This window comes from Aquirufa sp. A-Brett2-15D (assembly GCF_054558735.1).
In genome coordinates, this window is record NZ_JBSKFT010000002.1 from 439875 (window position 1) to 461354 (window position 21480).

At 41.1% G+C, this 21480-nt stretch carries 17 protein-coding genes; 4 read left to right on the top strand and 13 right to left on the bottom strand.

The annotated features are described in order from the left end of the window. Nucleotides 1–67 precede the first annotated feature (67 nt). A complete protein-coding gene (locus ACST14_RS07170) occupies nucleotides 68–967 on the bottom strand; it encodes a nuclear transport factor 2-like protein (protein ID WP_459462051.1) in 900 nt (299 codons plus the stop codon). A gap of 172 nt (nucleotides 968–1139) precedes the next feature. Here ACST14_RS07170 and ACST14_RS07175 point away from each other — a divergent pair, with 172 nt between their 5' ends. After that, entirely contained in the window at nucleotides 1140–1631 is a 492-nt protein-coding gene (locus ACST14_RS07175) for an ester cyclase (protein WP_459462053.1), read from the top strand. Between the two features lie 19 nt (nucleotides 1632–1650). Here ACST14_RS07175 and ACST14_RS07180 read toward each other — a convergent pair whose 3' ends face one another. The 4 genes from ACST14_RS07180 to ACST14_RS07195 form a co-directional block, all read right to left on the bottom strand. Further along, nucleotides 1651–2832 (bottom strand): helix-turn-helix domain-containing protein, encoded by a 1182-nt coding sequence (locus tag ACST14_RS07180; RefSeq protein ID WP_459462054.1) that lies wholly within the window; start codon nucleotides 2830–2832, stop codon nucleotides 1651–1653. 168 nt (nucleotides 2833–3000) lie between these two features. Further along, nucleotides 3001–4395: a Gfo/Idh/MocA family oxidoreductase gene (locus ACST14_RS07185; protein WP_459462056.1), complete on the bottom strand. Its 1395-nt coding sequence runs from the start codon at nucleotides 4393–4395 to the stop codon at nucleotides 3001–3003. A 44-nt stretch (nucleotides 4396–4439) separates the two neighbouring features. Continuing rightward, nucleotides 4440–5366 carry a sugar phosphate isomerase/epimerase family protein gene (locus tag ACST14_RS07190; RefSeq protein WP_459462058.1) on the bottom strand — a complete coding sequence of 309 codons (927 nt, stop codon included), beginning with the start codon at nucleotides 5364–5366 and terminating at the stop codon, nucleotides 4440–4442. Between the two features lie 150 nt (nucleotides 5367–5516). Next, the gene (locus tag ACST14_RS07195; protein ID WP_459462060.1) at nucleotides 5517–6563 is read right to left on the bottom strand and encodes a helix-turn-helix transcriptional regulator; all 1047 of its coding nucleotides are present in this window, start codon (nucleotides 6561–6563) and stop codon (nucleotides 5517–5519) included. 97 nt (nucleotides 6564–6660) lie between these two features. On the opposite strand from ACST14_RS07195, the gene ACST14_RS07200 reads away from it, so the two are divergent. Next, nucleotides 6661–6933, top strand: a complete 273-nt coding sequence (locus ACST14_RS07200) for a hypothetical protein (RefSeq protein ID WP_459462062.1) — start codon at nucleotides 6661–6663, stop codon at nucleotides 6931–6933. On the opposite strand, the gene ACST14_RS07205 is transcribed toward ACST14_RS07200, so the two are convergent. The 7 genes from ACST14_RS07205 to ACST14_RS07235 are packed head-to-tail and all read right to left on the bottom strand — an operon-like array spanning nucleotide 6934 to nucleotide 16884. After that, nucleotides 6934–7815 (bottom strand): PorP/SprF family type IX secretion system membrane protein, encoded by an 882-nt coding sequence (locus ACST14_RS07205; RefSeq protein ID WP_459462064.1) that lies wholly within the window; start codon nucleotides 7813–7815, stop codon nucleotides 6934–6936. Continuing rightward, nucleotides 7816–13296: a putative Ig domain-containing protein gene (locus tag ACST14_RS07210; RefSeq protein WP_459462066.1), complete on the bottom strand. Its 5481-nt coding sequence runs from the start codon at nucleotides 13294–13296 to the stop codon at nucleotides 7816–7818. Nucleotides 13297–13350: 54 nt separating this feature from the next. After that, nucleotides 13351–14262, bottom strand: a complete 912-nt coding sequence (locus ACST14_RS07215; RefSeq protein ID WP_459462069.1) for a bile acid:sodium symporter family protein — start codon at nucleotides 14260–14262, stop codon at nucleotides 13351–13353. Between the two features lie 30 nt (nucleotides 14263–14292). After that, nucleotides 14293–15009 (bottom strand): c-type cytochrome domain-containing protein, encoded by a 717-nt coding sequence (locus tag ACST14_RS07220; RefSeq protein WP_459462071.1) that lies wholly within the window; start codon nucleotides 15007–15009, stop codon nucleotides 14293–14295. After that, nucleotides 15006–15542: a YceI family protein gene (locus ACST14_RS07225; RefSeq protein ID WP_459462073.1), complete on the bottom strand. Its 537-nt coding sequence runs from the start codon at nucleotides 15540–15542 to the stop codon at nucleotides 15006–15008. Before ACST14_RS07225 ends, ACST14_RS07220 begins: the two co-directional genes overlap by 4 nt. Further along, complete coding sequence (locus ACST14_RS07230; RefSeq protein WP_459462075.1) at nucleotides 15539–16453, bottom strand: DUF5777 family beta-barrel protein; 915 nt, start codon at nucleotides 16451–16453, stop codon at nucleotides 15539–15541. Before ACST14_RS07230 ends, ACST14_RS07225 begins: the two co-directional genes overlap by 4 nt. Then, complete coding sequence (locus tag ACST14_RS07235; RefSeq protein ID WP_459462077.1) at nucleotides 16453–16884, bottom strand: Rieske 2Fe-2S domain-containing protein; 432 nt, start codon at nucleotides 16882–16884, stop codon at nucleotides 16453–16455. Before ACST14_RS07235 ends, ACST14_RS07230 begins: the two co-directional genes overlap by 1 nt. A gap of 142 nt (nucleotides 16885–17026) precedes the next feature. Here ACST14_RS07235 and ACST14_RS07240 point away from each other — a divergent pair, with 142 nt between their 5' ends. Both ACST14_RS07240 and ACST14_RS07245 read left to right on the top strand, forming a co-directional pair. Beyond that, on the top strand, nucleotides 17027–17623 hold the full coding sequence (locus ACST14_RS07240; RefSeq protein ID WP_459462079.1) for a DUF4956 domain-containing protein: 597 nt from the start codon (nucleotides 17027–17029) through the stop codon (nucleotides 17621–17623). Continuing rightward, nucleotides 17616–19736 (top strand): TonB-dependent receptor domain-containing protein, encoded by a 2121-nt coding sequence (locus ACST14_RS07245; RefSeq protein ID WP_459462081.1) that lies wholly within the window; start codon nucleotides 17616–17618, stop codon nucleotides 19734–19736. Before ACST14_RS07240 ends, ACST14_RS07245 begins: the two co-directional genes overlap by 8 nt. A gap of 318 nt (nucleotides 19737–20054) precedes the next feature. On the opposite strand, the gene ACST14_RS07250 is transcribed toward ACST14_RS07245, so the two are convergent. After that, nucleotides 20055–21413 carry a PQQ-dependent sugar dehydrogenase gene (locus ACST14_RS07250; RefSeq protein ID WP_459462083.1) on the bottom strand — a complete coding sequence of 453 codons (1359 nt, stop codon included), beginning with the start codon at nucleotides 21411–21413 and terminating at the stop codon, nucleotides 20055–20057. Nucleotides 21414–21480 lie beyond the last annotated feature (67 nt).

Consider the following 21480-nt stretch of genomic DNA (forward strand, 5'->3'; position numbering starts at 1 on the left):
ACTATCAAAGATAAAATAAAAGGCCGAAGAACAATGTCCTCCGGCCTCTAATAAATGCTTGCAATGATTATTTTTTCGAACGGGAATATTGATCGATACCTGAGATTTTTCCATTTAAATCGAATTGGAAGAATTCAACTAATGATTTTTCCCAAACGGTTCCATCTTTAGATACACGCTTCTCTGAAGAAGTTACGAGAATACCAGAAACTGGATCTGTGTTTTCGATTTTGAATGGAAGAATTCCCCAAATTTTCCAGTCTAACGAAGTGTAACCCTCGACCATTTTACGAAGGTCATTTTTATCTATTACGACTTTATTGCCGTCAAAATCAGTGATTTTAACTTTGTCAGCAAACAATTCTATACATGCCGCGGCATCCATCGCATTATATGCCTTGTTCAAGTTCTCAATTGCGGCCACTTCACCCCGGTTAGAAAATTGGAATGCTCTACCATTGTTTTCATCTTTTGAGATGATTTTCCCTCCTGATGTTTTTCCAAATTCATTCGTAGCAGGAATAGATGAGTATTGAGCGAAGTTTTTGATTTTGCCCTCTTTGTCTATTGTAAATATTTCAAACAAATTCATCGTTTGTTTTGAGCCATCAATTGTTTCACGTTCTTCTTTCGATCGCATGAAGACAATTTCATCTGTTGATCCAGCTACTTTCATAGGCATTATTGACAAAGGTACATCATTCAATTTTTTAGCATAAGCATGCCATTTTTTGTTGAAATCGCCTGTTTTCTTTTGCATTTCTTCCGAGTAATAAGAAAGCTCTTTTTGGGAATCATTTGAGTTATACGCTTTCGTTGCGTCTAAAACGACTTGGCTACTTTTTTCAGATCCTAATTGGAATCCTTTGCCTTCATTGGGGCCTGAAAAGATTTTGCCTACTGTTTGTTGTGCTGATGCACTAAATACGGATGCAATAAGTGCAACTACTAGAACGAGTTTTTTCATGGTATTGATTATTTTTGATTAGGAGGGTAAGTACGAATGAATTAATGGGTAAATAGTATTTATACAATTTGGATTTGTTCCCATTTGCGCAAAACGGTACAGATTTGTTCTTAAAAAAACGGGTTAAAAAAGGAGGCTTTTTTAAGTTTGGTAAACCAATAAAAATATAACAATGAAGAAAATTATTTTAACACTATGCGTGGCTGCTGGATTAGTATCTTGCACGTCAGAAGCGGATAAAAACGCTAAAGTTGGCGCAGAAAACGTAGCTTATTATTCCCGTATTTGGGAAGTGGCAGTTAATGAGGGTCGCACGAACATTTTAGATTCGGCCTACACGGATGATGCCGTATTGCATACGGTTCCTGAAGTGAAAGGCAAGGCGAATTGCAAAGCGTATTATGAGAACTTCGTCACAGGTTTCTCTGATCGTCAATTTATTGTAAAAGAGATGTTTGCTGATGGTGATAAATTAGTGAAGCACTGGCAGTTTAAAGGAAAGCACACAGGATCTTTCTTTGGCATTCCTGCGACAGGTAAGACAGTGGATGTGATCGGATGTACTATTGCCAAAATGAAAGATGGAAAGATTGCCGAAGAGCAAGATTTCATGGACAACATGGTATTAATGCAGCAATTAGGCCTTCTTCCAGCGGCTCAATAAAAAACTAAAAGGCGGAGGCTTAGGCCTCTGCCTTTTCTTTGATATAGACGGAAGGAGTTACTCCTTTTCGAACCTTAAAGGCATCGATGAATTTCGAACGGGAGACAAATCCAGCGTCTGTCGAAATGGCTTCTATCGTAATGCGTTTAGCATTCCCCTCATTAATTAACTGACACGCAAATTCAATCCGCAGGTCATTTTTCCATTCTCCAAAAGTTTTATCTAATTCTTTGTTAAAATAGTTCGATAGGAATCGTTCTGGAATTTTTAGGTCAAAAGACATTTGAGATAAAGAAAAGTCTTTTTGCACAAAGGGGTTTCGGTCAAGGTAATTTTGTATTTCCTGATCTAAATTTCGGTAAGCGGTACTTTTCTTAGCTAGGTTCGATTTGATCTCCTGCAAAATCGTTGCGGGAGCCTTATCTATTTCGTAGGAAACGTTACCGTAGAGAATTTTGGGAAAGAGAAATAAGATAAAGTTTTGGACAAAAAAACCTCCTCCACAAATCGCGAAGAAACGCGCCTCACTGAAAATGACAGTCGAAGGAATACCTAAAATCGCATAATTATGTGCGTAAATCGTCAACATGTGCCCTAGGCTATTCGTAGCAATGACCAGTTGAAGGAAAATTAATGAAAAAATCCATTTCTGAATTAATCGATGATTAGAGGGTAATGCTTCGTATTTCTGCATCAAATGCCTTTTATTCCACAAGAAATAAAGGATGGAGGCAATGCAGTACAATACTAAATGGATGGAGCGGCCGTATAAAATCTGCTCAAATGTCACCCATTGGAAGTTTAAATTATAGTCCTCCGTAATATTCACAATCTTGTGCGCCATGGCCGTTTTCGTCGCTAGCGGTAAAGTAGTAAAGGGCAATGTTGCGAAAAAGGTAAATACGGCTGGAAATAGATGAAGCAAATCGCTTCGATAGAGTTTTTTGTCCTCAGAAACGGTGTTTTTGACATAAAAAAACAAGGCGGGCCCCAGCAAAAAGGAAAGAGGTAAGAAATGCACGAAACAAATACCTTCCCAAAATTCTATTTTACTATAGTGTAGGCCAAAATACACCATCAATACTGAATTGCAACATAAGAAAAATAAGGCTAAAAACGTGTTAGATCTATTCAATGAACTGAGGTAGTACAAGAGAATAAAGGAGGTAAATATTCCGAATAGTGGTGCTAGTATTGCCAAAATATGATTTTAATCGGTGACAATATAGAAAAAAATCCAGGTAATATGACAATTTAAAATAGTCCCATTTTAAAAAAACCAGAAGGCGGCTTTGTATTAAAAGAGCGCGCCCCCGGGGTTTCCATAGAACAGATAAAGGCAGCTACAGCGGAGCTAATATTGCCAAAACTAGATTTTATAGTATTGCTCCCAACCTTTTCTAGGTGGCGCTCCTACTAATAAAGAATTAGCCAGTGAGTTATTCGTGATTTGTTTGGTCTTGCGATCGAACAATAATTTTGTATTTAACTTTTGTGCCATCACGCCCAGAGAGAATACTTGGCTTAATGGACCAGCAATCTCGAACGGAGAACGCGTCTTCTCTTGACCCATACATGCCTTTAAGAAATTCGCGTAATGGTTAGAAGGACTCCTAGGTACGTCAGGTAATTTAAGGTCCTTTGCTGTATCGCCTATAACGGAAAGGGTGCTTCCGTGTGAACCACCTTTGAAAACATGGTCTTTCGTATAGATAATTTTACCCGGATTTAATTTTGCTGGTTGAATTTTTCCATTGCTGGCCGGTGGAATGTTCGGGTCTAATGCATTCGTTCCATAATTCGCAGGAACCGGCGGAATATTGTCCACCCCGTCATACCACGTGATGTCCATTGCGGGCATATTCTTCCGCTCTGGGAATTTAAATACAATGGTAGATGACATCGGATAGAAGAAATTATTGTGTCCATCTGCCTTTAACATATTGACTTCAGTAGGTAATCCTAAGTCCAAAAACTCATGAGCTGTATCCATGATATGTGCCCCCCAGTCTCCTAGAGCGCCTAAACCATAGTCAAACCAGGAGCGCCATTGACCATTGACAAAATCCTTTTGGTATTCATGCGGCTGAACCACCCCTTGCCAAATATCCCAGTCTAGTGAAGAAGGAATCGATTCTGCAGCAGGGAACTTCGTGATTTTCGGATCCCAACTATGCCAGCGACGTGGTGAATTCATGTGAGCCGTCATCGACGTCACATCTTTAATAAGCCCCGCCTCTTTCCAAGCTTTGAATTGGAAATAATTGGCTTCTGAGTGGCCTTGGTTACCCATTTGGGTGACTAAGTTAGGATGCTTGCGCGCCGCTGCCATCATTAATTCGATTTCATTAAAGGTACGCGCCATCGGTTTTTCCACAAACACGTGTTTGCCTAAACCCAAAGCCATCATCGTAATAGGGAAGTGGGAATGATCAGGCACACCTACTGCAACGGCTTCGATTTGCGATCCCATTTTGTCAAACATTTGACGGAAATCTTGGAAACGCGGCACATCCGGGAATTTCTGCAAAACCTTTAAAGTCTGAGGCGCACCCATATCGACATCACAAAACGCCACGATATTCGCTAGGCCCGTATTGTACAAAGACATGACGTCTGATCCTCCTTGGTTACCGATACCGATACAAGCCAGATTAACTTTTTCACCTGGTAATTTGGATAGTATATTGGGAAAAGCGGCAGCTGCTCCTAAAAGGCCGGCATTCTTCAGGAAATCGCGGCGCGAATTGTTGATTTGATTCATGTTGATTTATAGGTTTGTTCTTTAAAGCCAAAGTCTAAGCGATTCTACTTAGCTAGTGCCTTCCGTAATAATTCGACACTTTTTCGAACCCCGAATTTCGCATCTTCTTTCCCTTCGAATTCGATCGAAATGTAGCCGTGGTAGTTTACATCTTTTAATATTTTAACGATTCGATCGTAGTCTAATTCTAAAGAATACCATTCGCCGCCACCATAATAGGTTTTAGCCTGAACGAAGCTTGCACGAGGTGCAATCATCTTTAATTTATCATAGGGATCCTCTAAGAAATTACCCGTATCCATCAATAAGCCTAACCAAGGGGAATTCACCGTATCTTGAAGGCGGATCATTCCTTCCGGAGTAGAACCTAATCCCCAGTGATTTTCTAAGGCTAATAGAACTCCGCATTCTTCGGCCTTTTTTAGGCATTGCTGAATGCCATCCACACACCATTTATAGCCATCATCCTCCGTATATCCTGGTAAAATCGGTTCGATTCCTCTGTTTTTCATCAAATCATCGAAGGATTTTATCGTATTCCATCGCCCAGTATTTAAACGAAGACAAGGAATACCCATTTTATAGGCTAGTTCGATGCAGTGGTTTGTATGATCCACGTGCTTTTTCAGTTCGTCCTTATCTGGAGTAACAAAACCCTGGTGAATCGAGAGGCAAGTCATGGCAATGCCGTTTACGAAGGCATGCTTTTTGAGTTTTTGGAGATAAGCGTTGTCTTCACTCTCCATTTGGCGATGAAGTACGTCGATTCCCTCTAATCCAAGGGCAGCGGCATCATCAATCACTTTTTCGATGGGGAATTTATCTCCCTTAAAGTGCCAATAGGAATAACTAGAGACACTTAATTTAATGGAAGGTTGTAAAGAAGGTTTAGCTGGAATGACTTGTGAAGAAGGAATTCCGCTGAGTCCGCCGGCTAGCAGGGAGCTCTGAATAAAATCGCGTCTTTGCATGTTTTTTAGGTTTAGAAAACCTAAGTTAAAAAAAAAGATGAAAGAAAAGTTCTTTCATCTTGATGCACACCAAACCACTAATAGATTTTGTAATAAGCGAAGGTAAGTGTAAATATTCATTTCCAAACCCTGACCTTTCAGATTATCAGTTTATTGATAATGTAGGAGGGCTTTTTGCAGATTTTCAAGGAGTCGATTTCTTAAATATACTGGCTCAATCACTTGTAATTCAGTTGCATAGCGTAAAAGAAAATTTTCTACATCTTGATTAATTTCGAGTGTAAGTTCGAATAATTGTGCGTTTATTTTTTTTTGCGATGGATGTATGGGGTATTTTGGTAAGTATTCTTTAATCCATGAATCTACATTTATTCGAAGGATGATTTTTTCAGCTTCCTGAGCACCTCGAAATAAACCAAGAGTATGTTTGAAAAATTCACTAGGCTGGAAAGAGGGATGAATACGTGTTTTTGTTGTTTCGGAGCTAAATCGCAAAGTCTCGATTCTATCTAATGCAAACAGCCTAAGTTTATCTAAGGAAATCTTCGTCTCACCCGCTGAAATTTCTTGGAACAATAAATACCAGCCGGTATACCAGCCATTATTGTATTCTTTGATAAGCAAGGGAAGGCAGGTAACTTTTTTTGCTTTCGAGGTAGCCGCTAAACCTTTGTGGGAGATTTCGATGAGTTGTTTTCCGGCGATCGCGTCTACTAGGAATTTGACGTGTTCAGATCCTGATCGATCTCCTTCATTAATTAGTTCGATGGCTGGCCAGTTGGCTAGTTCTTCGTGCCGGATGAGATTGTTTTCTAAAGAGATTGCCCGCAACTTATTCACAATCCCATTTCCATTTCCACCCGTAAACAGGTGTTTATTGAAATCGATGATGGAGGCGATTTGGTCTAATTCCTTCTCTGAAAAGGAAGGAAAGGCGCTGATGTCATCCCGGATATAGTAGAAACGGTTTTCAGACTTCGAATAGCGAATTAAATCCCCGTCTGTTTCTTCTAGGCTAGGATAACGTTCAGCCAGCTTTTCTTTCAAAGCCTTGATATCGCGGCTGAAACTGCGTTCACTATAGCCTAGCTGGTCAAAGTGTTCCGTAAAATAATCACTCACCGTTGCGGCCCGCATCGAAAAAGTCTTTCTCAGAAATAGATTATTGAGCTCTTTAAGGCGATCTGTTGTATTCATTTCGAAAAGATACAAGATTTTTTATTAGTCGCCAACTTTTGGCGAACTACTAACGCAATTTTGGGTATTGAAAAACAATTCAAAAACGAAAAACAACATGAAAAATCTCAAATCTTTACTTGTTATTCCTTTCTTTTTCTACGCGACCGAAGGTTATGTGAAGGCCTTCAAAGTGGCGGGTTCAAAATGGGCTATTACTCTTTTTGTTATTTTAAATTTCACTGCCTGTGTTGCACTAGCGTTTGCGGAATTTCAATTTTTCGGGGATTCCGACGCAGATGGGTTTTATACGCAAGCGGTTTTGGCAGAGTTCTTGTATTTAACCGCAGGTGCTGGCTTGAATTTGTTTTCGGAATTAGAGGCGCGCTAGTTAATTCCTTTCAAACTGGAACTTCAACACTAATTCGTGCGTCTGATTCGTGATTTTGGAGATGGTATTAGTAGGCATCTCGTATTGATAACCCAGGTAGACGGTAGGGCTAAATTGAACGCCTAGATTCACGCCGATGGCATTTTCACTTCTATAACCAAATCCCAAGTCGAATAATTCATAGAACGAACCCGTTAAATTAATATCATAACTTAAGGGTAAATCAGCCGCGGCACGTACGATCGCATTAGTATGAATGCTGATATCTTTGCTTAACACTTGCTTTTTACCGATCATTCCATAATAGAAAGAGGCGTCTTTGTATTTTCCGTTTTGGAGGCCAAAATCATTCCAAAGCATCCTTGGTTGTGAAACACTCACATAGAACTTATCTTCTTTTGCTAAGCGAATGCCCCAGCCAGAATTGATTTGTAATCCAGTTGAGTAGTTTTGGGTGAATTGCTCATCTGTTTGGTCTAAAAGGCTCAAGCCGGAGAAGTCCAAAGCTAAATTAGTTACCCCCACGCGAATACCGCCAGAAAGGGCCCATTTATCATTAATTAGGGAGTGGTAGGCGAAATCGCTATTGATGGAAGTCGCTTTTACGGGTCCTAATTGATCTAAAAAGGCAGTGAATCCTACGCCCATCTTTTCCCCCCAATTGAAATTTCCCATTAAGGCGGTAGTGACCGGAGTGCCCGGCATGGAAGTCCATTGATTTCTATTTACGAAGATGACTTCATTTTTATCACTGGCGCCTACGAAAGTAGGATTGATCACCTGTGGATACAATCGAAATAAGGAGAATACAGGGTCAGTTTGGGCCTTTATTTGGCCAGCAAAAATTAACAAACACCCTAAAATCACAAACCGTAATTTCATCTATTTCTTTAATCTATTGATGTAAATATAAGTAGAAACCCGAGGTCTAACGCCATTATAGTCTAAAATATAGAAATATACCCCATCTGGTAATAACCCATCCCCCGCTAATAAAGGGTTTCCGAGGTTCGAATCACCACCCCAATTATTGCCATAATCCTTCGCCTCATACACGATATTTCCGATGCGATCATATACCGTTAATGTATTCGGAGTCGTGCGCATCACGCCAGGAATGACCAAATAATCATTTTTCCCGTCCCCATTCGGAGAAATACCTTGGAAGGCCACAGGGTCACACGCATCGGGGTCGATTCGGTTATCCACACCATCGTGATCGCAATCCGGCAAACCACCATAATCTAAATTATTTTCCCATTCGTCCTTTATTTCATCGCCATCTGAATCCAAGTCATTATAATCCGGAAGCCCGTCTTTATCGGTGTCTACTGGGTTATCTCGGTCACCACCTATTTCGACGATGTCGGTATATCCATCTTTGTCCGTATCATAATTGACATCTTCTATAACTGTAATCGTGGTACTATCGATCCCCGGACCCGTAGAATTCGTAGCCGTTACGATATAGGTTCGCGGTTTTGCTGGCCAGGTAGGTGTTCCAGATATCAAACCAGTTTTAGTGTCAAAAGTTAATCCAACCGGTAAGAGCGAATCAATTTTAAATACATCGGCAATACCCACCAATATAGGTTTAAAGCTCACAGGCACCCCTTGACGGAAGACACCTGGTATCGGATATTTTATTTCTGGAAAGGCAATGAGTACTTTAATAGAAATGGTAAATACATCATAACCGGTCGAATTACTAGCTGTAATGACATAATCCGTAAAGTCCTGCGCTTTAGTCGGAGTTCCAGTAATGGATCCCGTTACAGGATTTAAATTTAAGCCAGCTGGCAATGGTTGATCTACTGTGTAAAGTGTCGGAATACCTTGCACAGTTGGGTTCAAAGGAGTGATTTTAATCTTTTCAATATAGGTCTGCGGCGTAACGTAGCTCAAACTACTCGGTCTAGGAATAACCGTAGCGATGCGAATCGTATCTGTAGTTGAAGCGGTGCTATTTGTGATGGTTACGATATACGTAGTAGGCGGTCTTAAAACAGATGGAGTCCCAGAAATGACACCCGTTAATGGATTGAATAATAAACCTGTAGGAAGCGGTTTGTTAATGACGATGCTTCCGATGACTCCTTTTATAACGGGGATTAATGGCGGATTTGTTTGGCCGGAAATAAATAAATCCACACCCGTATAAACTGGGTTAATCTGCGCACCTAATATAGGCTCAGGATAGGTAATGCGCGGTCTTGCAATTAGAACGGTAATCACAACCCGAGCCCTAGCAGATCCCGTGGTATTCGATGCCGTAACCCAATAGAATGTTAAAGGAATAGCCTTAGTGGGCGTACCCGAAATGATTCCAGTGACAGGATCTAAAGTTAATCCATCCGGCAAAACTTTGTCGATGGTATAGTTATCTACTTTCCCTTTTACGGTTGGATTTAAAGAAACAATAGGGATTTCTTCCTCATAAATAATAGGGGTCGCATATTTTAGATTTTTAGGCGGAGCGATGAGTACTTCTAAGTCCAAAGGCGCAGAGGTAGATCCAGTCGAGTTAGAGGCTGTCACAATATAGCGTATTAAACCTGTAACCACGCTCGGTTTTCCGGTGATTTCTCCGGTCGCTGTATTAAACGTAAGACCTAAAGGCAAGGGCTTGTCGATTGTAAATGCGGTAGCCAAACCTGAATAAGTCGGTCGAACTGGCGCTAAGGTACTATCTTGAATAAGCCGTGTAGGACTGAAATAGGCCAAATTAGAAGGTGGAGCAATAACCACTGATATATCAATATTGGCTATGGCCGAACCCGTGCTATTTCTAGCGGTAATGACATAGGTTTGCATCGAACTTAATGCTGAAGGGGTTCCACTAATCACTCCGGTAATCGAACTGAAATTCAGACCCGCTGGAAGGGTACGGTCGATAGAATACGTGGCCACAGTTCCAGTCACGGACGGAGCGATATCAGGAATTAGGAAGTTTTGGTATAAGACTTTCGGTGTGGCATAAATCAGATTTCTAGGCCGCGCGATTAATACGGTAATGACCACATTCGTAGAGATCGATCCAGTCGTGTTAGTTGCTGTAACCACATAGGTAGTGGTCGGTTTTGCCAAAGTAGGTATCCCAAAAATCCTCCCCGTCGCCGTATCTAAAATCAGTCCAGCTGGTAGGCTAGGGCTGACCGCGTAGGAAGCAACCGCACCTGTTACACTCGGATCGAGCGGCGTAATATCCACCCCTTCTTCGTAAACGTTAGGGGTGTTATAGCTTAAGGCCGAAGGCGCAGGAATTAAAACTGTAATAGGAAGCGCAAAGGAACTCGACCCTGCAACATTCGTGGCAGTGATGGTAAAAATCGTTCTTGGAATCGCCTGAGTGGGCGTTCCTGTTATTGCTCCCGTGCTCGTATTGAAAAACAAACCAGCCGGTAACGTTTTATCGATGGAATAACCTGCCACGAAACCTGTCACCGTAGGAGTTAAGGTGCTAATCGCTGTTCCCGTAAAATAGGATGGAGGATTTATATAGGTCAAATTAGTAGGCGGCGGAATGGTCACAGTAATATCGACCGTGGTGGATCCTGTATTTGTTGAATTCGTTCCGGTAATGGTAAAAGTCGTTCTTGGTATTTGGATATTCGAAGCTCCTGAGATAATTCCAGTGCTATTATCGAAATTTAATCCTGCGGGTAATCCTGGACTTATGCTATACGAATTAACCACTGTCCCGAATTTATTTGGAACAAGCGGAGTAATAGCAACCGTTTCGTAATACACATTAGGAGTTGTGTAGGAAATTTGTGGCCGTGCGATTAGTACGGTGATGTTCGTGGTGGCCCCAGTGCTTCCCGTAGAATTAGAGGCTGTAATGGTATAATTTGTTGCCGGATTTGCCAAAGTAGGTGTTCCAGAAATCCTTCCCGAAGTAGGATCTATACCTAATCCAGCGGGCAGCGCAGGGTTAACGGTATAGTTAGCTACAACGCCGTTCACGGTTGGTAATAAATCTGGAATGGGAACTCGCTCCTCAAAAATATTTGGACTAAAATAAGATAACCCGGATGGTGCTGCGATTCGAACAGTAATGTCAATGTCAAAGGTGGTGAAACCCGTACTATTCTCTGCCGTTACCGTATAAATAGCTTGAGGGGTGGCAGCTAATGGTGTTCCATTAATTAATCCCGTGGTTGCATTGATCGATAAACCAGGTGGTAGTGTAGTCACCGTGTAACGTGAAACGGCCCCTGTTACTGTAGGTGATAAGGTAGGAATGGTTGTGCCTTCCGTGAAAACCCAAGGCGTTTGATAACTGAGATTTGTAGGAGGAGGAATGACTACGGAGAAGCTGGTAGTTGCAACCACCTGACCTGTCGTATTAATAGCAGTGATCGTATATAAAGTTGGATCACTTAAAGCGGTGGGCGTTCCACTAATAACCCCTGTTGTCGTATTAAAGGTTAATCCAGCAGGCAGGTTAACCGGGACAATAGTATAAGAGTCCACTTGACCCGTAACAGTAGGGACCATCGGTGTAATGGGTACAAATTGATAAAATTGGAAGGGACCAGGATAGGAAAGCCCGCTAGGTGGGGGTACAACCACATCAAAACTGATAGTAGTACTCGTCGAGGTGTTTGAATTAGTTCCTGTTATGACATAGGTAGTGGCCGGAGTTATCGCTGTAGGGGTTCCTGAAATAACACCCGTGGAAGGGTTAAGCGTTAATCCGGCTGGAAGCGGTCTGTCTATCGTATAGATTGAAATTATCCCACCTGAATTTGTTGGGGTAATGGGGGTTATGGCTGTTCCAGTATAAAATCGAGATGGAACTATATAGGTTAAATTCGTAGGAGCAGCAATTCGAACTGTGATGAAAATCTCAGATTGCGCTGGCCCGGTTGAGTTAGTCGCTATGATTACATACCTAGTTCTAGACATAGGTACTTGGGGGTTGCCGCTGATAGTTCCATTGCTGTAATTAAAACTCAATCCACTAGGTAATACACCCTGTAAATCATAGGTAACACCGGCACCCGTGACTGTAGGGGAAATGGGACTAATCGTCGTGTATTGAGTAAAAATATATTCTGAACCCGTTGTTATTGAAATAGTGGGTGGTGGTATTACGATAGCAATCGTAAAGGTAGCCGTGGTGGGCGTTCCGGTACTATTACTTCCAGAAACAGTGTAAGAGGCAGCGCCTGATGTTTGTGTAGGAGTACCGGTTATTTGGCCAGTAAGGGGATTGAACGTTAAGCCACCCGGGAGTGTAGTTGGATTAATGGTAAAATTGTCAATACGTCCAATAAATGTGGGGGTTAAATTAACGGGTTGATTAACAACAAAATTATTGGGTGTGGTATAATTTAACCCAGTGGGCGGTGCTAGGTAAATAGTAACAGTAAAGGGGATTTGAGCGGATACGCAATTGGCTTGAGAGTTCTTTACCACTAAGGTAAAATCATAGGTTCCCACTTGGCCATAAGGAATCGAAATAGCCATGGGAGAGCCGGTAATAGGAGCATTCAATACTTCGTCAAAACCATTTAACGCATTTGCACCCGCATAAATGGAATAGATATCCGTTCCTGTTACTTTGTTTGTGTAGGCTAGCGAAAAACTTTCGGCATTAGAAGAAATATCTGCAACAGGGCTTAAGGTTACTGAAGGGTCTGGTAAGAACCGTACTTCGATGGGATTACTTGCTGGGCTTGTACTTCCACTTATAGTGGTTTTTGATGTATAAATTCCCGGAGTAGAAACAGTAATGCTTTGGGAAGATTGGTTGATATTTACTCCATCTCTAAACCATTCTATAGTTCCTGAAGTAGCGGCTGTGGTTAAAGTAGCAGATCCCCCTGAACAAATTTGGGCTAAACCTGAGTTATATGAAATGGTGAATTCTAAAGATCCGCTATTATCGCCTGGATTAGGGTCGGCATAACTATAAAAGTATTTGCTTGAATTGTTTCCAAGGCCTAAATAATATTCATAAATATGATCACTTTTATATTCAGAACTATTGTTGGGAGTGGGTGGCGTAGTGTTATTTAATAGCCATTTATTAGTACTTGAAGTAATAAAAACCGGAGTGCCTGAGCTTCCAATAACCTGAGAGGATAATGGACTTTGGTAGGCAGCATCTAAATGATTTACGCTGTTTTCTACTCCATATGTACCTTTTACCTTTAGTTTATATTGCCTAGTATCGGTTGTAGGGGTAGGAGGAGACTGAATCCATGAAGTACCGTTGAAGGTTTTTACTTCGCTTCCGATTGTCCTCCACTGGGAGTTTGCTGTATTCCCTGAAATAATAGGCGCAGGACTCACTACTTGAGAGAGTCCTGAGTATTGTATGCATAGGAACAGAAAGAGAAATAATTTTCTCATGTATTATGAAGAACAGATAATCTCTAAAATTACGTAAAATAAACGAATTACGATTTATTTTACCTTCCAATAATTCGCTAATGCGGACCCATTGATGTTCATCACTGGGCCAAAAATCGCTGCCGGCAAACCTAGCGTCCCCACCTTGCCCATTGCCATGGCTAGGCCTGAGGCGAGTCCCGCGTTTTGGAGCCCTACTTCAATTGCAATGGTTCGACAATCTTGCTCGGGTAATCCGCTGACGCGACCTCCCCAATAACCCAAAATAAATCCAATAACATTATGTAAAAGGCAGGCGATCACCAGTAAAGGGCCCACCGCCACTAAGGCGTCCCTACCATTTGCCGTTATGATGACCACGATGGCACCTACACTCCACATCGAGATACTGGGTAGGGATTTTTCAAACCATTTAAAACGAGACCCCACTAATCGATTGTAAAGCACACCTAAGCAGATGGGTAAAATGATTAGTTTGGTAATTTCCCAAACCATTGCCCATAAATCGATCTCAATTAATTGCCCCGCCAGATTCTTCATTAGTAATGGGGTAAGTAAAGGAGCTAAAATGGTGGCTATCGAAGTTAGGGTGAGGGATAAGGCTACATTGGCTTTGGCAAGATAAGACATCACATTCGAGGCTAAGCCGCAAGGCATGCAACCTACTAGAATAATGCCTGCTGCGATTTCAGACGGGAAATCAAAGATTTTCGTTAATCCCCAGCCTACGGTAGGCATAATAGTAAATTGAAAAAAGACGCCTAAAAATACGGCCTTAGGGGAACGAATTACTTCGGCAAAATCCCCCATTTTCATCGTGGATCCCATCCCAAACATGATGATTTGCAAGAGCGGGATAATGAATATTTTGAACTTAAAATCCCCAATACCGATAAACGGATCTGGAAAAATAAGGGTTAGAATAACAGCAGCAATGATACTAAAGGTGAATGTTAAGCCTTTCATTTTAGGTTTTTGCTGTCAATTTACAAATAATTAATTATTCAATATTCCCTTTGTTACCCAAGCTTTGATCTGATTAATTTCGCAGACACCTAATTTAGATGTGCTGGATGGCATGGGTTTATAACCAATGGCATGCGTAATCGAACCCATAAGTCGGCCATTCGCTGCATAGACTTTGACGGCGGCATAAGTGGATAAATCAATTCCTGCGGATGGACTTGCTGCACTGTGGCAACCCACGCAATAGGTTTTTAGAACGGGCAAAACAGATGCGCTAAAGGTCACATTAACTGTGTCACAGATGGCTGTATTCGAGCAGGTATTATTTTTTGCTCCTTGTTGAATCCATTTGAGAAGGAGTGATTTTTGGGCTATATTAAACTCGGCAGAGGGTGCAGGTGGCATCCTTTCGTCACCCGTTTCGTTCAAGCATTTATATAAATCACTCGAAGTAGGACTAGAGACTTTAACTTCCCGAGAGATGTTTGTGTAATCTGTTAAAATAACACCCTCTACATGACTGATCGCATCATGACAGCCACTCATCGCACAATTAGAGGTGATCAGCGGAAGTACGGATTGTTGAAAGTAAATGGTGTCAGGACTGCAATTAACGGCTGGAATAGAAGGCACTTCAGGAACGCCAGTCGTATCCACGATGATTGGTTGAATGGCTAAAGGCGTGTTTTTGTCGTTTAGGCAAGAGAAAATAAGTAAAAGGACTGCGATAAGCCAGAGATTTTTCATTTTTTGGTATAATTGATTTTGCTAGAAACCTTGATCACCTCAGCGATTTTCGCAAAAACAATTTTAGGGATGTCCACTTTGTAGTCGACTAATTTCACCTCAAACGCACAGGTAAGCGCTAGGTTAGTGCCAGTCGAAACAATGCTTCCTTTTAATTCAATAGGGCGAGTCACTCCGTGAATAGTGGCGGTTCCTGAAGCTGAGATAGGGTAGGTGCCGGCTACGGTTAAGTCAACGGTTTCCTTGATTTTCCCTTTGAAGGTAGCCGAAGGGAATTTTTCGCTTTCTAAATAATTTTCATTAAAGTGCTCCTGCATTAATTTATTCGGGAACACAAAATTGGTGATGCGCATTTGAACGGCTACCTCATTCGTTGCCGTGTTGATGATACTGCTAACAGATTTGTTAACGGCATCGATATTTTCCATCGGAGTTTTCGAAAAGATGGAAACCTCTCCGTTCGTGGTCATGAATAATTGCGCTCTGGATTGAAATCCAATCACTAAAAGGGTTAAAAGAAGGATTTTTTTCATTTCTGTTTTTTGGGTTCTAAGCTGAAGGTTCTGGCCACGTTGAAACCGTAGAAAATGTCACCGGCACCCCAGGTGCCCGTTGTTTGGCCTATAAAATGTTTATCTGTCATGCCTCTTGAATTCGTAAGGTGCAGCTGAAAAACATGTCCTCCCGTTTCAATATCTACACCCACCGAAAAGGAATCTTGGTAAGGGTACGGAGCGCCGGCACCTTCCTCATAATCTTCTATATCGACGATGTTTTTATAGTATTCTGCAGAAACACTGAAGCGATTAGTTAGCTTATAACGACCTCCAAAACCCATGGAAAGCAGGTTGTTGTCTAGATAAATCGATTCCGATTTATTGTTGTGCAAAACGGTGGGCATCAGTTGAATGGATAATTTATCCGAAAATTTCCGAGCTATTAATAGTTGGCCAAAATACGACTGACGTTGTAAGTTATTCTCATAGCGCATGACATTTCCAATGGAAGTCGTATATCCTGTGGGCATTGTATTCGTAGTCATGCCTCCGTACAAAGTCGCGGTAACTGGCATCTTGTTAGACTGGGCGACCACCTTGTATTTTGCATAGAAATCGTAGGTTTTCTCGATGGTCGAACGACCCATACCTAGCAGGAGTTTATCCGTTAAGGAATACTCGAGGCCTAAACGAATTTTAGCCTCATCTAAACCAAAAAAGTTATCTATGAAACCAGAATTCACAGAACCGAAGCGATGTGAAATCCAAAAATTCAAGTGCTGCTTAGCGAGAGTTTCCACGGTTTGGCCGTTAATTAGTCGCGTACCCTTGAAAGTAGCTTGAGTGAAAGTGGTCTTTTTTGCATCCTCTTTTTCGAGCATGGCTAATAAATCATCCTGGGCAAAAAGTGGCGCGCTTACAAAAAGTAGGAATAATATTTTTTTCATTAGGAGTAGATTCTAAGGCTGGTGCCTGTTAAAGTCGTTTTGTAGGCTTTAATTCCTTTGCTTCCATTAGCGTTAGTTCCCACTCCTGCGGTGGTGAAAGTAGCTCCGTGTTGTGTGCAATAAAAACCGCCACCGCTGTAAATGACATTGGCCTTATTTTCATGCGAACAAACTTGTGTCACAGCTGCAAATGCCGTACTCGAAACACGAGCGATGACAATTCCATTAGCGATCACATAATTTCCGGTGGTATTTAATTTACTGTAGGTCGCATTGTTTAAATCAAGTGTAAAATCCACTCCAGAGGCAGGATTAACAGATTCATTTTTGCATGAACTTAGGCTGGAAGCACCGCAATAAACGGCTAAAAGGGACGCGCCTTTTAGGCCTAGTGACTTTAAGAATTCGTGGCGTTTTATATTATTTTCCATTTGTACTCTGAGTTTATTTTCGAAATTTAAACAATATAACCAGTTAAATTCCTGATTGTTATCACGCATCGACTTAAATTGACGACATAGGGGTTAGTTCTGCTACCCCTAAATAGTTATATTTGAAGAAAAATAAGAATAAATGCTAGAAAATTTCCTACTTCGTTACGCCCTAAATTTGATTTTTACCTTCATCGTGGTGCGTTTCATCTATTATCCGAAATACCGAAATAACGACTTCGTTTTCACTTTTTTCTTGTTTAACACGATCCTTTTTGTGCTCTGTTATTTATTAGCAGAGGCTGATTTGAAGTTTGGTTTTGCCTTTGGTTTGTTTGCCTTGTTCTCCATGTTTCGTTACCGCACAGTCACCGTTCCGATAGGGGAAATGGGTTATTTTTTCTTAGTGGTGACACTCGGAATTATTAATTCCTTAGCTTCCTTAATCAATCTGGAGATGCTTTTAGTGGCGAATTCGGTCTTAGTCTCGATGACTTTTTTATTAGGCAGAACGTTGCAATTAACACACGAGAATTTCCAAACCTTGAACTACGAAAATCTCGGTTTAATTAAACCTGCAGAGCGCGCGGAATTATTAACCGATTTATCAGAGCGTACCGGCTATCCCATTCATAAAGTTCAGGTCGTGAAAGTGGATTATCAGCGAGGAATCGCACAATTAAGGGTCTTTTATTTTTCCAAAGAAAATGAGTCCGGACCCCTTGACTTAAATGCATAAATTTCTCTTTCTATTATTCCCGTTCTACGTTTTTGCGCAAAAAGACACGTTGCGAAATAAATCGTTGCAGGAAGTGCGCGTTCAAGGTATTCGTACCGAAATGACCAGCGATTTATCGAAGAAGGTATTCCAAGTAGGAGCTAACCTGACTAATTTAGGGGGGAATCTGTTTGATGTGCTGAGTAATATTCCGTCCATTTATGTGACCAGTGATGGGAACGTGACGTACCGTGGAAATCAAAATTTGACTATTTATTTTGATGGAAAACCTGCAGGAATTTTAAGTTCCTCGCGTGCGAATGCATTGAGCCTTTATCCGGCAGATCAGATCGATCGAATTGAAATTATCTCGAATCCAGGCGCGAAATATCCCTCGGAAGGTAGTTCCGGAATCCTGAATATCATCTTGAAAAAAGGGGCTAAAACGGAATCTTTACGCATTAACTCAAACGTAGGGACGAACGATAAATATGCCTTTTCTGCCACCTATGCGAAAGGATTTAAGCGCTGGACCCATTTAGTGGATCTGAATTTACGCCAAAACACCCGCAATAATTACCAGTTCCTTTACCGCGAAAATCCGAGTGCTTTTGGCTTTTCTCAAATCACTCAAACCACTAACGAAATCAATCGTGATTACAACCAATCCATCCGATTGAACTCCATTTACACGATTAGCAAAGACCGCAGCATTGGGATTTCCTTCATCGGTCGCCTTTCATCGGATCATAATTCGGAAGTTCGCTACAATCAAAGTGAATTTGCGTATGCCGCGGATCGTTTTTATGCTAGAGATGCAGATAAAAAGGGGAAGGATCGGGGTTTTGATTTGAATCTGTCCTACAGTCCTACTGCGAATGGGAAGATTGATTTTTTATGGATCCAAAACCAGGGCTCCGATGCGAATGATTTCTTTCAGCACTATTATTACGGTGATTTTGACACCCCTAATCCCAATATCCCAGAACGTTTCGAGAGATCATCTGCGTCTAGCGCAAACTCCACTTTTCTATTACAAGGCGATTGGACTAAATCGATTTCAAAAAAATCCTCCTTCGAATATGGCTTCCGTTTTAATTCCCGCTTTTTTGAAAATTCGTTTTTGTATGAGAAACGGAAAGACGGTTTGTATGAACGAGATAATAAACGTTCCAATGGATTAAATTACGAAGAGCACATTCAAGCAACCTATGTTTCCTATTCCCATAAAAGTTCCTTGTACAATGTAGATGCTGGATTGAGGGCGGAGGCGACTGAAATTTCCGGCGATGTACAGCAAAATTATGTCAATTGGTTTCCCTCTTTTTCTCTTTCTCATCCCTTCTCAAACTCTGAATCGATCTCCTTAGCACTTTCATCGCGTATTTCTCGGCCTAGTTACAAATCATTGAATCCATTTATTTCGTATGCCGATCCACTTAATTTGAATTCAGGAAATCCATCTTTGAAGCCTGAGCAAGCTATACTTTTGGAGCTTTCCCACGTAAAAGATTTCAAATCCATATCGGTATCTAATTCCTTATTTTACCGCGAAATTACGGGGTTAGTAGGCCGGGTAAGAACCTTTCTAGGGGGCGACACTACCTTAACTCGCTATGAGAATATCTCCAAATCCCGTTCCTGGGGTTTAGAGAATCTAACTACCTTTTCTGTTACAAAAGCCTATAAAATCACGCTGAGCTCCTCCCTATTTCAAACCGATTTGCAAGGTTTGATTAATAATACCGAAGTATCGTTGAATCGCTGGAATTGGAACTCCCGCTTGAATCAACAATTCAAATGGAAGGACAATTGGTCCGCTCAAATCTCCGGTATCTATCAATCCACACAAATCAATCCTTTGGGAATTATTAATCCCTATTATACGGTGGATGTAGGATTGAAAAAGGATTTTGGTCGTCTTTCGATCAATGCCCGCATAAATGACCTTTTTGATACCCAAAAAACTATCTACGATTCCCGTCCTTTCGGTTTAGTCAACGACCTTGAACGCAAGAAAGAAACACGTATTTATTACATCGGTTTCAGTTACAAGTTCGAGAGCAAGAAGATGAAAGAGGCACGGGAGAGGAAGAGGGTGAACGAAGAAGAAATAGAATTGGATGATGATTAAAGCTCAAAACGAATGCTAAAAATGCGCTGCGCGATATTTTTACGCATTTCGTTTTAATCTTTAATGTCTTTTTTAGATTAGAGAGTTTTTTTAAATGTAAATCTAAAATTATTGCGTAGCACAATTTTAGATTTACGTTTAAAAAAACGAGATATTTTTACGCACTTCGTTTCATACTTCTCTCTATTTAAGAGTAGATAAAAGAGAATAGATTGAATCCAAATAGATTCAATTATTGAAGATTAATGAAAAAGACTTACAAGAAATTATTGCATAGCACAATTTCCGTAAGTCTTTTTTATTAATCGTAATATGAATCTAATTTGGCCTCAATCTAAAAACCATCCCCGGACTCTCCACCCCAATATACAAATACCCATCGCGACCTTGTTGTACATTGCGCATACGGCCCACGTTTAATAATACCTTTTCTTGCTTAACGACCTTGTTATTCTTCACCTCTACGCGGTTCAAATAGTTGAAACGCAAAGAACCGATCATCAAGTTGCCTTTCCAAGCTGGGTATTTATCGCCCGTCACAAAAGTCAAGCCAGACGGTGCGATAGAAGGGATGAAATAGGAGATGGGTTGCTCCATTCCGTCTTTTTTGGAAATAGCCGAAATAGGTTTACCATCGTAATTAATACCGTAGGTAATCACCGGCCAGCCGTAGTTTTTACCTGCCTGAATAATGTTAATTTCATCACCACCACGAGGACCATGTTCTGTCTCCCAAATATCCCCTGTCCATGGATTAGTCGTCAAACCTTGTGGGTTACGCTGTCCATACGAATAGATGCTAGGGTGATCTGAATTCTTAAATGGATTGTCGGAAGGAACTGATCCATCGTCATTCAAGCGGTGGATTTTACCATTGTCATTATCTAAATTTTGTGGGAATACCTTCTCCATTCCGCGTTCTCCTACAGAGAAGAAAAGATGGCCTTTTTTGTCAAAAGTAATACGAGAACCATAATGATAAGAGGTTTTCGTGTAGGGTTTAGCCTCGAAAATCTCTTGTGCTTCTACCCAAGCGTTATCCTTGATTTTACCACGAACTATGGCAGTTGTATTCACTTTAGCGCCATCTTCCATTTTGAATTTTGAATAAGATATATAGACCCAACCATTCTTCTCATATTGTGGATGCAGCGCCACATCTAATAAACCACCTTGACCTTGAGCGTAAACGGAGGGTGTTCCTGTTATGGCTGTTTTGTTGCGTTTTTGGTCTACCTGATACAATACACCCGAACGATCTGAAATTAAATAATCGTTCGAAGGTAACTGAACAAAACCCCAAGGGCTGTCAAATCCGGTCGCGATTGTATCCAAAGTAATCGTCATTCCATCTGATTTGAAGATATTCGAAGTAGGCTTGTTCGCGAACTTGTATTGTTCTACACCGGCTAGGTTTTCGACGATCAGATCAGCTAATTTTTCAATTTCTTTAGGTGTTAAAACCTCTTTCCAAGTAGGCATTCCTGCATCTGGATAGCCATTTGTAATGCTGGCTAAAATGTCTGCTTTTTTATCACCGTGCTTCCATTTGCGATCCACGAAAGCTTCCACTTTTTCCCCGTGGCAGGACGCACAATATTTGGTATAATTTACCTCAGCAGGTTCTTCTGTGACAGCAGGCGCCTTTGTAAGAGACATCGTGCTTATTGCGGCCATAGCAATCAGGCCAATAAAGGATATTTTTTTATACATAGTTCATTAAATTTTCAGCCACGAAGCTAAA